Origin of the sequence: Anaeromyxobacter oryzae, assembly GCF_023169945.1 — a bacterium.
Lineage (GTDB): Bacteria > Myxococcota > Myxococcia > Myxococcales > Anaeromyxobacteraceae > Anaeromyxobacter > Anaeromyxobacter oryzae.
Genome location: NZ_AP025591.1, coordinates 772,144 through 785,586 on the forward strand (window position 1 = coordinate 772,144; position 13,443 = coordinate 785,586).

Here is a 13,443-nt window from a genome sequence, read left to right on the forward strand (position 1 = left end):
TTCTTGTTGTGATCGTCGCGTGGCACGTCCCACGATCGCGGCGCGCAGCACGAGCACTCACGGCCGCGCGCATGGGGTAGCGTGACCGGCCGCCGTCGACCGGGGGAGCACGGCGTCCTGCTGGAGGAGCACTCGGATGACGGTCTTCTTGCAGTCCGTGCTGAGCGGGATCCTGGTGGGCGGCATCTACGCGCTCATCGGGATCGGCCTCACGATGATCTTCGGCGTCATGCGCGTCATCAACTTCGCGCACGGCGAGCTCCTCATGCTCGGGATGTACCTGACGTGGGGCCTCTTCAACTGGCTCCACCTCGACCCGTTCCTGTCCATCGTGCTCGTCGCGCCCGCGCTCTTCCTGTGGGGCGCGTTCCTGCAGCGCGCGTTCATCAACCGCGTGCTGAACGCGCTCCCGCAGAACCAGATCCTGCTCACCATCGGGCTCGGCCTCGTGATGAGCAACAGCGTCATGCTCGCGTTCACCTCCGACTACCGGATCCTGACCACGAGCTACTCTTCGTCGAGCTACGACCTCTTCGGCCTCTCCGTGTCGAAGCCGCTCCTCTACGCGTTCCTCATCACCGTGGCGATCACCGTCGCGCTGTACGGGTTCCTGCTCCGGACCGACACCGGGCAGGCGATCCGGGCGACGGCGCAGGACCGCGAGGCCGCGCAGCTCATGGGCATCAACGTCGGCTGGACGTCCGTGCTGGCGTTCGGGATCGGCGCGGCGCTGGCCGGCACCGCCGGCGCGCTCATCTCGCCCACGTACTACATCTTCCCGCAGGTCGGCGGCGCCTTCACGCTGAAGGCGTTCGTCATCGTGGTGCTCGGCGGGATGGGCAGCATCGTCGGCGCCACGCTCGGGGGCGTGATCATCGGGCTCACGGAGTCGCTCGCGGCGGTCTACGTCGCCGGCGGCCTCAAGGAGCTCGTCGTGTTCGTCCTGTTCCTCGCCCTCCTCCTCTTCAAGCCGGCCGGCCTCCTGGGCAAGACCCGGGCCTGAGGGAGCGCACCATGAACCAGCGTCCTCTCCCGTCCCGCTCGCCGCGCGGCGTCGCGATCCTCGAGCTCGTCCTCTTCGCCGCGGCCGTCCTCGCGCTCTGGATCTTCCCGCAGTTCGTGAAGAAGCCCTACGTCCTCCACATGGGCGTGATCCTGTTCCTCGCGATCATCCAGGGGCAGGCCTGGAACGTCGTCGGCGGCTACGCCGGGCAGTACTCCGTGGGCCACGCCGCCTACTTCGGCATCGGCGCGTACACCACGATGATGCTGCTCGAGCTGAACAAGATCGCGCCTTGGTGGGGCCTCGGCGCGGCCATCGCGAACGGCGTGCTCCTGTCCCTCGTGATCGGCAGCATCACCTTCCGGCTGCGCGGGCCGTACTTCGTGCTCGCCTCGATCTCGATGGCGGAGATCCTCCGGTACGCGTTCCTCTACTTCAAGGGCTTCACCCGCGGCGCCGAGGGGTTCCTCGTCTCCGAGATCCCGACGCTGCACCTGTTCGGCCAGGACGTCGAGTTCATCACGAAGCGGCCGTTCTACTTCGTCACGCTCGGCCTCGCGGTGCTCACGATCATCGCCAACTACGCCGTGCAGCACTCCAAGCTCGGCTACTACTTCCAGGCGATCCGGGAGGACCAGGACGCGGCCCACTCGCTCGGGATCAGCCTGTCGTTCTACAAGAGCATCGCGCTCGCCATCTCGGCGGCGTTCACCGCCCTCGCCGGCGGCGTGTACGCGATGTTCGTGAAGTTCATCGCGCCGGACATCGTGTTCGGCATCGACGTCTCGGTGCAGTTCGTCCTCATCTGCATCATCGGCGGCATCGGCACCATCTACGGACCCGTCATCGGCGCGATGGTCCTCGTCCCGCTCTCCGAGATCCTCCGCAACCCGCGCGGCCTCGTGCAGATCGGCGTCCTCTCCCCCGACTCGAAATTCGTCGACTTCGTGGAGGCCCACCTCTCGAACGCGCACCTCCTCGTGTACGGCATCCTCGTGGTGGTGGTGATCCTGTTCGCCCCCGACGGCGTCGTCGGGCTGCTGCGCCGGGCGACCGCCGGGCTGCGGCGGCGCCGCGCCGCCGCGCAGGAGGAGCCCGGCGCGGCCGGCGCGTAGGGACCGACCATGGCGACCATCCTCGACATCAAGCACGTCTCGAAGTTCTTCGGCGGCCTCGCCGCCAACTCCGACGTCTCCTTCTCCATGGAGCCGGGGATGATCATGGGCCTCATCGGCCCGAACGGCGCGGGCAAGACCACGCTGTTCAACTGCATCACGGGCTTCTACCCGCCGTCGCGCGGCGACGTGATGTTCAAGGGCGTCCGCATGAACGGGCTCCAGCCCAACCAGGTCTGCCACCTCGGCATGGTGCGGACCTGGCAGAAGGTGCGGCCGCTCGCGAAGATGACGGTCCTCGACAACGTCATGGTGGGCGCGCTGGCGCGCACCGCGAGCCTGAAGGTCGCCCGCGACGTCGCCATGGCGCAGCTCGAGGTGGTGCGGATGACGAGGAAGGCGAGCTTCCTCGCCGGTGGCCTCCCCATCGGCGAGCGGAAGAAGCTCGAGGTCGCGCGCGTCCTCGCGACGCAGCCGGAGCTCCTGCTCCTCGACGAGGTGATGGGCGGCCTCAACCCCGCCGAGTCCGAGGAGATCATCCAGCTCATCCTCGACCTGCGGAAGCGCGGGCTCACGCAGATGGTCATCGAGCACGACATGAAGGCCATCATGCGGATCAGCGACCGGATCGTGGTGCTCAACTCGGGCGAGAAGCTCGCCGAGGGCGCGCCCCAGGAGATCGTGAACAACAAGGCGGTCGTGGCCGCGTACCTCGGCGAGGAGGTCGCCTAGATGCTGCGGATCGAGAAGCTCAACTTCGCCTACGGCGATCTCAAGGTCCTCTGGGACGTGGACCTCGAGGTGCGCCAGGGCGAGATCGTGACCGTCGTCGGCGCGAACGGCGCCGGGAAGTCGACGATCCTGAAGAACGTCTCGCGGCTGGTCCGCGCCTCCTCGGGCTCGCTCCGGTTCAACGACGTCGACCTCCTCCGGATGGCGTCGCACGAGGTGGTCGGGCTCGGCATCGTGCAGGTGCCGGAGGGCCGGCGCATCTTCCCGGAGATGACCGTCCTCGAGAACCTCAGGATGGGCTCGTTCGTGAAGGCCACGCGCAAGGACCGCGAGCGGAACGTCGAGCGCGCATTCACGCTCTTCCCGCGCCTGAAGGAGCGCGAGAAGCAGCTCGGCGGGACGATGTCGGGCGGCGAGCAGCAGATGCTCGCGATCGCGCGCGGCCTGATGGGGAACCCGAAGCTCCTGCTCCTCGACGAGCCGTCGCTCGGGCTGTCCCCGCTGCTCGTGAAGAACATCTTCGAGATCATCAAGGAGATCAACCGGCAGGGGACGACGATCCTGCTGGTCGAGCAGAACGTCTACCAGTCGCTCCACGTGTCGAGCCGGGCGTACGTGCTCGAGACGGGGCGGGTGGTACTCTCGGGCACGGGCGCGGAGCTGCTCGCCAACGCCCACGTCAAGAAGGCCTTCCTGGGGATGTGATCATGGCGGACACCAAGCTCACCGTCGGCGACTGGATGACCTCGAACCCGATGACGATCGAGGAGGACGCCTCCGTCATCGAGGCCATCCACGTGCTGAAGGAGAAGAACATCCGGCGCCTCCCCGTGATGAGCAAGGGCAGGCTCGTCGGGCTCGTCACCGAGAAGATGCTGTTCGGCTACATGCCGGCCAAGGCGACCACGCTCGACCAGTGGGAGCTGCACTACCTGCTCTCGAAGACCCCGGTGAAGGCGGCGATGAACCCGACGCCGCACACCGTGAAGCCGGAGACGCCCATCGCCGAGGCCGCGAAGCTCCTCCACGACCGGAAGCTGAACGGCGTCATCGTCATCGACCCGGGCGGCGCGCTCGTCGGCATCCTCACGACGACGAACGCGCTCGAGGCGCTCATCTGGTTCGCGGCGCAGGCGGGGAAGAAGGCGTAGAGGCCCCTCGGCGACGCGCGCTCCGTCGCCCCTATGCGCGGTCGCCCGGTTCCCTGCCCTGCGGTCGCCGCAGCGGGACCTCACGCGAACTGCCGCCGGAAGCGCCACAGGGCCGCGGCGAAGCAGACGGCTCCGAGCGCCGCGATGGCGGCCACCCGCGGCCAGAGCACGTCCATGCCCGCGCCGCGGAGGAGGATGCCGTACGCGACGGTCACGTAGTGGCGCAGCGGCGAGAGGCTCACCAGGTCGCGGAGCAGCCGGGGCTCGGCCTCGAGCGGCGACCAGGTGCCCGAGAGCTGCAGGACCGGGACCAGCGTGAGCACGATGAGCAGCCCCACCTGCGTCATGGTGCGAGCGAGGGTCGAGAGCAGCAGGCCCATGCAGGCGTTCGCGAACGCGAAGAGCGCGGTGATGGCGAAGAACAGCGGCACGCTGCCCCGCGCCGGCATCGCGTACGCCGCGCGAAGCACGCCGAAGAGCGCGACCGCGGTCCCCGAGAGCGCCACCATCGTCATCGAGAGGGCCTTCGAGAGCATCACCTGCACCGGGGTGATGGGCGAGACGAGCAGCTGCTCGATCGTGCCGTGCTCCTTCTCCCGGACCGCCGCCGCCGCGGGCAGCAGCACGCAGGCGACGGTCATCATGTCGAGGAGATCCGAGAGGGCGTTCCCCCAGGCGTCGTCGAGGTTCGGGTTGTACCAGGTGCGCCGCCGATTCTCGATCACGGGCAGGTCGCGCGGGTCCACGCCGAGGCGTCCGAGCGCCTCGGCGGCCCGGTCGCGGGACAGCGTCCCCGCGATCCGGGCCGCGTAGCCCGGGGCGAGGTACGCGGACACGACGCGGCTCGCGTCGACCACGAGCTGCACCTCCACCGGCCGCTCGCCCTTCGCGAGATCGCGCGAGAAGCCCGGCGGGATGTCCAGGAAGAGCCGCGCCTCGCCGTGGTCGATGGCGCGGAGGGCCTCCCCGGGGTCGTCCACCTCTCCGCGGATGGTGAACCAGGGCTCGCGCAGCCGGAGGACGAGCTCGCGCGACGCTGCGCTCCGGTCGCCGTCGCGCACGAGGAGCGCGGCGTGGCTCAGCTCGCGGGTCCCGCCAGCGACGAGCACGAGCTCGAGCGTGAACAGGTACACCACGTAGACGAGGAGCGGGCGGTCGCGCCAGAGCTGGCGCAGCTCCTTCGCCGTCAGCGCCGAGACCTGGCGCAGCCACGGGGCGAGGCCGGTCATGCGCGCCTCCGCTTGTGGAAGAGGAGCCAGGCGAGCGCTGGGAACGCCGCCGCGAAGAGCGCCAGGGCCGCGAGCTCGCGCCAGAGCATCGCCGCGCCCATGCCCTTCAGGAAGATGCCCTGGATGACGTCGTGGAAGTACATGGACGGGAACAGGTGCGCGATTACCCAGCTCACCGGCGGCATCGCGTCGACCGGGATGTACATCCCCGAGTACTGGGTCCCGATCAGCACCGCGAGAGCGACGGTGACGATCATCGCCGTCGCCTGCGTCCTCACGACGAGGGAGATCACGAGCCCGATCCCGGGCGTCGCGATGGCGTAGAGGAGCGTCGCGAGCGCGAAGAGGAGGAGGCTCCCGTGGAACGGCGCCCCGAACCAGCCCACGGCGAGCACCCACAGCACGACGCCGTTAGCGCATCCGATCGCCACGCTCGGCAGGAGCTTGCCCGCGACGAACTCGGCCCGGGTCACGGTGGAGGAGTAGATGTTGAGGATCGAGCCGCTCTCCTTCTCCCGCACGACCCCGAGCGCCATGAGGAGCGGCGCGACGAAGAGGTGGATGAACATCACCATCGAGGGCGCGGTGGACCAGACCGTCCGGAGCTGCGGGTTGTAGAGATAGCGAACCTGGAGCCGCACGGGCCTGAGGAGGGCGTCCGCGCGCTCCACGGGGATCCCGAGCCGCCTTGACACGACGCCGGCCTGGAGCTCCGCCGTCGCCGCGGCGTCGATGGCCTCGACGTAGCTCTGGATCGATCGCGGCGGGGTGCTGTTGGACCAGCTCCCGTCCACCCAGGTCTGGACCGCCGCCGAGCGGCCGGCGAGGAGGCGCCGCTCGAACTCCTCCGGGATCACCATCACGACGCGGACCTCGCCGCGGGAGAGGCGCTCCGCGGCCTCACGCTCGGACCCGACGACGCCCGCGAGGTCGAAGTACACGGTGCCCGCGAACCGCTCCGCGTACCGGCGGCTCGTCGCGGTCCGGTCGTGGTCCACGACCGCGAGCGGGACGTGCTCCAGGGGCTGGCCGCTCCCGTACCCGAAGACGATCATGAGCAGCGCGGGGAGCACGAACGCGAGGGCGAAGAACATGCGGTCGCGGAGGATCTCGCTCCACTCCTTCCGGGCCAGGGCGGCGACGCGCGCGAGGTTCACGGGGAGCCCCTGAGCTGCGGCGCCCCGTCCTCGAGCGCGCGCACGCGGTAGATGAAGACGTCCTCCATCGTGAGCGGCACCGGCCGGATCGCGCGGCACGCGATGCCGGCGGCGCCGAGGCTCGCCCGGATCCGCGGCGCGTCGCTGTCGGGATCGCGCGACAGCAGGTGGAGGTGCCGGCCGAAGGGGACCGGGGCGCCCACGCCGTCGCCGCGCAGCCGCTCCGCCGCCGCCGCGGGGGAATCGGCGACGATCTCGAGGAGCCGCCCGGCCTCGCGCTCCACCTCGCGCTTCAGCGCGGCGGGCGGCGCGTCGGCGACGATCCGGCCGGCGAACATGAGGGCGAGCCGGTCGCAGCGCTCGGCCTCGCTCATCGAGTGCGTCGTGAGGAGCACCGCGACGCGATCGCGCCGCGCGAGCTCGAAGAGGATCTGCCAGAACCGGCGCCGGCCCACCGGATCGACCCCGGAGGTCGGCTCGTCGAGGAACACGACCTGGGGCCGGTGCAGTAGGGCGCAGCCGAGGGCGAGACGCTGGCGGAGCCCCAGCGGGAGCGCCCCCGTCATCGCGTCGCGCCGGCCGGAGAGCCCCGCCATGGCCAGCACCTCCTCGCCGCGCTCGCGCGCCGCCGCCCGCGAGAGGCCATAGATGCCGGCGTACAGCAGGACGTTCTCCGCGACGGTGAGGTCGGTGTAGAGCGAGAACGCCTGGGACATGTAGCCGATGCGGCGCTTCACGGCGCGATCGGAGCGGGCCATGTCCACGCCCGCCACGCGGCCGCGTCCGGCGCTGGGCGGCAGGAGGCCCGTCAGCATCTTGATCACCGTGGTCTTGCCCGCGCCGTTCGCGCCGAGGAGCCCGAAGATCTCGCCCGGGCGCACCCGGAACGTGACACCGTCGACCGCGCGGAAGGTGCCGAAGTCGCGGGTGAGCCGGTCGGCCTCGATCGCGTCGCCCTCCGACCCCGCGGGCTCCGGGCCGCGGTGGCGCCCGGTCACGGCCGGGGGGACGGCCGGCCCGCGGGGCGCGGACGCGGGCCCCCCCGCCTCCGGGGCCACGTCCTCCCGGCGGAGGAGCGCGAGGAACGCGTCCTCCAGCTCGGGCTCGGCGGCGTCGACGCGGCAGGGGATCCCGCCGAGCGCGGCGCGCACGCGTGCGATCGCCGCCGACGGCCCGGCGCCCTCGACCAGGACGCGGAGGACCGTCCCGAGCGCCTCCACCTGCGCGAACGCAGGGGTGAGCGCGGCCAGCGCCTCGGCCTGCCGCTCGGTCTCGACGAGCGCCACCGTCCCGGGCACGAGCCGGCACAGGGCCGCCGGGTCGCCCTCGGCGAGGCAGCGGCCCTCGTGCAGGAGGGAGACGCGGTGGAACCGGCTCGCCTCGTCGAGGTACGCGGTCGAGACGAGGGCGGTGAGGCGCCCGTCGCGCACGAGCTCCGAGAGGATCGCCCAGAAGTCGCGGCGCGAGACCGGGTCCACCCCGGTGGTCGGCTCGTCGAGCACGAGCAGCTCCGGCTCGTGCACGAGCGTGCATGCGAGGCCGAGCTTCTGCTTCATGCCGCCGGAGAGGTGCTTCATCGCCCGTCCGCGAAACGGCGCCAGGCGGGTCACGGAGAGGAGGCGCTCCTTCCGCGCGGCGAGCCGGGCCGCCGGGACGAGCCGCAGCCGCGCGAAGAAGTCGACGTTCTCCTCGACCGAGAGCTCCGGGTAGAGGTTCTGCCCGAGCCCCTGGGGCATGAAGCCGATCCGGGCCTTCACCCGCTCCGCGGCCATCTCCGAGTCGATCCGCTCCCCGAGGACGTCGAGCGTCCCGCCCTCGAACGAGAGCACGCCCGCGATCGCCTTCATGAGGCTGCTCTTCCCGGCGCCGTCCGCGCCCACGAGCCCGTGCAGCTCGCCGGGGTGGACGCGCAGGTCCACCCCGCACACCGCCGGACGCCCGCGGTAGCGCTTCACGAGCCCGGCCGCGCGCACGACGGCCCGCGCGCTCACCAGCGCGGCTTCACCCACGACACGCCCTCCTTCCACCGGATGAGCGCGTCCGCCGAGAGCCCCGGGCCGAGCCGGTGATCCGGGTTCGCGGCGAGGTACAGCTTCACGGCGTACACGAGCCGCGTGCGCTCGTCGGGCGTCTGGACCTCCTTCGGCGTGAACTCGGCGCGCGAGGCAATGAAGCGCACCTCGGCGGGGAACGGCTCGTCGGGGAAGGCGTCCGTGAAGACGCGCGCGGGGAGGCCCAGCCGGACGCGGCCGACGTCCTGCTCGCGGACGAACACCTCGAGGTACAGCCGGTCGAGGTCGACGAGCTCGAGGAGCGGCGCCCCGGCCCCGACCACCTCGCCGGCCTCCACGAACCGGGTGATCACGGTGCCGGAGGTGGGGCTCGCGATCCGGAGATCGTCGAGGACCGCCGCAGCCTCCGCCACCTGCGCGCTCGCCTGGCGCGCGGCCGCCTCGAGCACCTCGACCTCCTGCGCCTTCGCCGCGATGCGCTCCGGGCCGAGCCGCGCGTCCGCGAGCTGGCGCTCCGTGCGCAGCGCGTCGGCGCGGGAGCGCCGCAGCTCCTCCTCGGCGATCCGCGAGGCCAGCTCGGTCCGCTCCTCCGTCTGCGCGTCGATCGATCCCCCCTCGCGCAGGGCCCGTGCGCGGTCCCGGTCCCGGAGGGCCTGCTCCGCGCTCACGCGCGCCTTGGCGAGGCTTGCTTGCGCCGCCTCCGCGGACGCCTCTGCCGCCGCGATGGTGAGCGGCACGCTCTGGCGCAGCACCGCGAGATCGGCGCGCGCGGCGCCGACGCGAGCTCGCGCCGCCTCCTCCGCGGCGTGCGCCTGCGCGAGGCGAGCGCGCGGCGTCGCGTCGTCGAGCGTCGCGAGCACCTGCCCGGCGACCACCACGTCCCCCTCGCGGACGGCGAGGGTCGCGACGCGTCCGGCGAGCTTGCCGGCCACCGTGACCGTGTCGCCCTCGAGCCGGCCGTTCACCTGGATGAGGCCGTCGGGCAGCGCGGCGGCGCGCTGGACGTGCCGCACCGCGAGCGTGACGGCCACCGCCGCGACGAGGCACGCCGCGGCGCCGAGGACCCACGGCCCGCGGCGCCCGGGCCGCCCCTCGCGGTGCTCCGTCCCGGGCGACGGCTCCGGCGGCGCGCCGTGATCGGGCGCGGCCGGCAGGGCGATCTCGCCGACGGTTCCCATGCTTGCGCCACCCGTTCCTGCACGGGCGCCCCTCAGCCTGAACCGGTCCGCGACGCGGATCCATGGGCTCCCTGAGGCGCACCGGAGGTGGGACCCCGGGCGACGCGAAGGCGGACGAGCGGTCGTGGCGCCACCGACCCCATCGCCGCGGAGGGCGGGCGCCCGGCCGCCCGGAATGGCGATCGCCTACCCCGTGCGGGAGCCTTGCCGCGGCACGAGCGGCACCTGCGATCAGCCGTACCCCGCCGACGCTCAGCGGAAGAGGAACTTCCCGGCGGCGACGAGGCCCACGAGGATCGCGAACCCCCGCATCCCCGCCGGCGGCAGCTTCTGCGCGACGAGCGCGCCGACGAACCCGCCGACGAGCGACGCGACGGCCATCAGGGCCGCGATCCGCACGTCGACCTTGCCCGAGAGCAGGAACAGCACGAACCCGCTCCCGTTCGAGAGCAGGGCGAACAGCACCTTGAGCGCGTTCGCATGCTGGAGGCTCGAGGGGAGCAGGATCCCCATCGCCGCGAGCATCAGGATCCCGATGCCGGCGCCGAAGTAGCCGCCGTAGATCGAGATGAGGAGCTGGATGATCCAGAGCACCACCGGGTGGTTGCCGGCGGCGTGGTGGCCGACGGCGCGCTTGATCGGGTTCTGGAGCGCGAGGAGCGCGCACGCGAAGAGGATCAGCCAGGGGACGACGGCCTCGAAGGCCTTCTCCCGCAGCGCGAGCAGCAGCGTCGCGCCGATGACGCCGCCGAGCACCGCCGGCAGGCCGAGCACGAGCGCGTGCTTGCGCTCGTCGGCAATGTGCCGGCGGTACGCCCACACCGAGGAGAGCTGGCCGGGCCAGAGCGCGACCGTGCTCGTCGCGTTCGCCGACACCGGCGAGAGCCCGGCGAGCAGCAGCGACGGGAACGTGAGGAGCGTGCCGCCACCGGCCACGGCGTTGACGAGCCCGGCGGTCGCGGCGGCGCCGGTGACGAGGAGTCCCTGTCCGAAGGTCACCGCACGTGACTAGCGCATCCTCGCTCGCCACGCCACCCCGCGTGGGTGGCTCCCGCGGGGCCGCGGACGCGGTAGGACGGCGTCGGAGGCCCCGTGATCACCACCATCGACCGCGGCGACGTCATCCACTTCGCCGGACGGCACCACCTCTCCCCTGCCCTCCGCGACGGCGTGCCGGTCCTGGCGGGTCACGGCGACCCCGCCGGCCGCTGTGGGTGGGCGACGTTCTTCGCGGAGCTCGGGGGCCGCGGGCTGGCGGCGCGGCTCGACCCCGAGGACGGCGGGTCGTTCGCGGCGGTCCCCCGAACCGAGGCCGGCGCGGCGCACGCGGCGCGCCGCCCGCCCGTCGCCGAGGCGCGCCGGTTCGTCGAGGCGCTCCGCGGGCGCTTCTCGCCGGGCGGCTGACGCCGGACGTTCCGGACCTACCGTCCCCGCCGGCGCCCGCCCTTCGCGCGCTTCGGCCCGTGCGGCCGGGGGCCGTGCTCGCCCCTCTTCGCGCCCTTCCCGCCCTGCTTGCCGGCGCCGCGCCCGCCCCGCTCGGCGTGTCCCGTGCCGCGGCGCTCGCCGGGCTTCTGCACGCGCTCGCCGGCGCGGCGCGGGCCGCGGTCGAGGAGCCGGTGCGGCCGGCGCTCGCCCTCGCCGCCGGCCCGCTCCGCGGCCGCCGCCTCGCCCGCGAGCCGGAGCTCGATCCGGCGCCTCGCGGGGCTCGCGTTCACGACGTCCACGGACACCGGATCGCCGACGCGGAACGCGCGGCCGGTCACGCGGTCGACCAGCGCGTGCTGCACCGGATCGAGCTCGAAGGCGCCGCGCAGGTCCTCGGCGCGGACGAGCCCCTCGACGAACCAGCGCTTCAGCTCGACGAAGATGCCGAACTCGACGACGGAGGAGACGACGCCCTCGAACGTCTCGCCCACCTTGTCCTTCATGAACAGCGCCGCGTAGAACGACGCGATCTCTCGCTCGGCCTCCATCGCGGCGCGCTCGCGCTCCGACGAGAGCACCGCGATCTCCTCGAGCGCGGGCTCCGGCGTCCGTCGCGTGCTGCGGCCCTGCCGGTGCGCCCACTCCTCCTTGAGGAGACGGTGCACCACGAGGTCCGGGTACCGCCGGATGGGCGAGGTGAAGTGCAGGTAGTGCTCCGCCGCGAGCCCGTAGTGGCCGATGTTCTCCGGCGTGTAGACCGCCTGCATCATCGCGCGGAGGAGCAGCTGGTTCAGCGCCCGCTGCTGCGAGTGGCCCCGGAGCGACTCGAGGAGCCGGTTCAGCGCCTGCGGCTCCGCCGGGATCTCCGGGACGTCGAACCCGTGGGTCGCGGCGAGGGCGAGGAACGCCTGGAGCTTCTCCTCGTCCGGCGTGCCGTGGACCCGGTAGATGGTCGGGAGCTCGCGCGTCCCGAACCAGCGCGCCACCGCCTCGTTCGCGGCGAGCATGAACTCCTCGACGATGCGGTGGGCGCGGTTGCGCGGCCGCTTCTCGATGGTCGCCACGCCGCCCTCGGCGTCGAGGACGATCTTCGCCTCGGGCAGGTCGAAGTCGAGCGCGCCGCGGCGGCGACGCATCGCGGTGAGCTTCTCCTGCAGCTCCGCCATGACCTCGAAGTGCTCGCGGAACCTCTCGCGCCCGGGCACCCGCTCGCCCTCGAGCACCTTCGCGACCTCGGTGTACGTGCAGCGGGCGGCGCTCCGCATCACGCCCTCGTACACCTCCGCGCTCTTCGTCTCGCCGCGGCCGTCGACGACGAGGTCGGCGACCATGCAGAGCCTGTCGACCTCCGGGTTGAGCGAGCAGATCCCGTTCGAGAGCCGCTCCGGGAGCATCGGCAGGACCTGCATCGGGAAGTACACGCTCGTGCCGCGCCGCGCCGCCTCGGCGTCCAGGGGCTCGCCGGGGCGGACGTAGTGGGCGACGTCGGCGATGGCGACGACGAGCCGGTACAGCGGCTTTCCCTTCTTCGAGGCGGCGAGGCGCTCCACGTGGACGGCGTCGTCGAAGTCGCGCGCGTCCTCGCCGTCGATCGTGACGAGCGGCAGGCCCGTGAGGTCCCTCCGCCCCCGCCAGTCCTCCGACCGCACGTGGTCGGGCGTCTCGACCGCGGCGTCCTGTACCGCCTCCGGGAACACGTCGGCGAAGCCGCGCGCGTACGCCACCTTCAGCACCTCGACGCGCGGCTCGCCCGGCCGCCCGATGGCCTCGACGACGGTCCCCTGCAGCCGCGCCGCGTCCGGGTCGAGCGCGACCTTCACCACCTCACCGTCCTTCGCTGCCGACGTCTCCGGGACGGGCACCACCGCGTCGAGCTGCTCGTCCGCCGGGACCACGAAGCTCCGGGCGCCTCGCGCGTGGTAGGTGCCGACGAGGAGGCGCCGCCGCCGCTCGACGACCTCGACGACGCGGCCCGCGGTGCGGCCGCCGCGCGCCGGCACGATCTCGAGCCGCACGAGGTCGCCGTCGAGGGCCTTCGCGGCCTCGTCGGGCGGGACGAAGACGTCGTCGCCCTTCCGGTCGAGGCGCGCGACGAAGCCGAACCCGTCGCGGTGCTTCTTGAGCGTGCCGAGCACCTCGCCGCCGCGGCCGGGCCGGCGGACGCGCTGCCCCGGGGTCGCGAGCGCGGAGGGGCCGCCGGGCCGCGGGGCGCCGTCGCCCTTCGGCTTCGCGCCGGCGAGCGCGTAGCGCTTCCCGTCCCGGAGGAGGAGCCCCTCCTGGGCGAGCTCGCGGAGCGTCCGCTTCGCGTCGGTCCGCTCGCCGGGGTGGAGCTTCGCCCGCTGCATCAGCTCGCGGAGGGACAGCGGCCGCCCCGCCGCCCGCCGGAGCTCCTCGAGGAGCGCCTCGCGGCGGCGGGCCTGGTTCTCTTCACGCATCATCCA

The 13,443-nt window shown here is 72.6% G+C and carries 12 protein-coding genes; 6 read left to right on the plus strand and 6 right to left on the minus strand.

Annotated elements, in window-relative coordinates; translation table 11 throughout:
* Nucleotides 1–136 precede the first annotated feature (136 nt).
* Genes AMOR_RS03280 through AMOR_RS03300 form a run of 5 tightly spaced genes read left to right on the plus strand, consistent with a single transcriptional unit; the run spans nt 137 to nt 4,001 of the window.
* Nucleotides 137–1,003, plus strand: a complete 867-nt coding sequence (locus tag AMOR_RS03280) for a branched-chain amino acid ABC transporter permease (RefSeq protein ID WP_248358400.1) — start codon at nt 137–139, stop codon at nt 1,001–1,003.
* A gap of 11 nt (nt 1,004–1,014) precedes the next feature.
* Nucleotides 1,015–2,118 carry a branched-chain amino acid ABC transporter permease gene (locus AMOR_RS03285; protein ID WP_248358402.1) on the plus strand — a complete coding sequence of 368 codons (1,104 nt, stop codon included), beginning with the start codon at nt 1,015–1,017 and terminating at the stop codon, nt 2,116–2,118.
* Nucleotides 2,119–2,127: 9 nt separating this feature from the next.
* Nucleotides 2,128–2,850, plus strand: a complete 723-nt coding sequence (locus tag AMOR_RS03290; RefSeq protein WP_248358404.1) for an ABC transporter ATP-binding protein — start codon at nt 2,128–2,130, stop codon at nt 2,848–2,850.
* A complete protein-coding gene (locus tag AMOR_RS03295; RefSeq protein ID WP_248358406.1) occupies nt 2,851–3,555 on the plus strand; it encodes an ABC transporter ATP-binding protein in 705 nt (234 codons plus the stop codon).
* 2 nt (nt 3,556–3,557) lie between these two features.
* Complete coding sequence (locus tag AMOR_RS03300) at nt 3,558–4,001, plus strand: CBS domain-containing protein (protein WP_248358407.1); 444 nt, start codon at nt 3,558–3,560, stop codon at nt 3,999–4,001.
* Between the two features lie 80 nt (nt 4,002–4,081).
* Here the strand turns inward: AMOR_RS03300 and AMOR_RS03305 are convergent, their stop codons facing one another.
* From AMOR_RS03305 to AMOR_RS03325, 5 genes are all read right to left on the minus strand, one after another.
* A complete protein-coding gene (locus AMOR_RS03305) occupies nt 4,082–5,230 on the minus strand; it encodes an ABC transporter permease (protein ID WP_248358409.1) in 1,149 nt (382 codons plus the stop codon).
* Complete coding sequence (locus tag AMOR_RS03310; RefSeq protein WP_248358411.1) at nt 5,227–6,387, minus strand: ABC transporter permease; 1,161 nt, start codon at nt 6,385–6,387, stop codon at nt 5,227–5,229. Before AMOR_RS03310 ends, AMOR_RS03305 begins: the two co-directional genes overlap by 4 nt.
* The gene (locus AMOR_RS03315; protein ID WP_248358413.1) at nt 6,384–8,396 is read right to left on the minus strand and encodes an ATP-binding cassette domain-containing protein; all 2,013 of its coding nucleotides are present in this window, start codon (nt 8,394–8,396) and stop codon (nt 6,384–6,386) included. The genes AMOR_RS03310 and AMOR_RS03315 overlap by 4 nt, the downstream gene beginning before the upstream one ends.
* Nucleotides 8,375–9,577, minus strand: coding sequence for an HlyD family secretion protein (locus AMOR_RS03320; protein ID WP_248358415.1), 1,203 nt, complete (start codon nt 9,575–9,577; stop codon nt 8,375–8,377). The genes AMOR_RS03315 and AMOR_RS03320 overlap by 22 nt, the downstream gene beginning before the upstream one ends.
* 252 nt (nt 9,578–9,829) lie before the next feature.
* Nucleotides 9,830–10,576, minus strand: coding sequence for a sulfite exporter TauE/SafE family protein (locus AMOR_RS03325; protein ID WP_248358417.1), 747 nt, complete (start codon nt 10,574–10,576; stop codon nt 9,830–9,832).
* A gap of 93 nt (nt 10,577–10,669) precedes the next feature.
* Between AMOR_RS03325 and AMOR_RS03330 the strand changes: the two genes are divergently transcribed.
* Entirely contained in the window at nt 10,670–10,981 is a 312-nt protein-coding gene (locus tag AMOR_RS03330; protein WP_248358418.1) for a hypothetical protein, read from the plus strand.
* 17 nt (nt 10,982–10,998) lie between these two features.
* Here AMOR_RS03330 and rnr read toward each other — a convergent pair whose 3' ends face one another.
* The gene (gene rnr / locus AMOR_RS03335; RefSeq protein ID WP_248358419.1) at nt 10,999–13,440 is read right to left on the minus strand and encodes a ribonuclease R; all 2,442 of its coding nucleotides are present in this window, start codon (nt 13,438–13,440) and stop codon (nt 10,999–11,001) included.
* Nucleotides 13,441–13,443 lie beyond the last annotated feature (3 nt).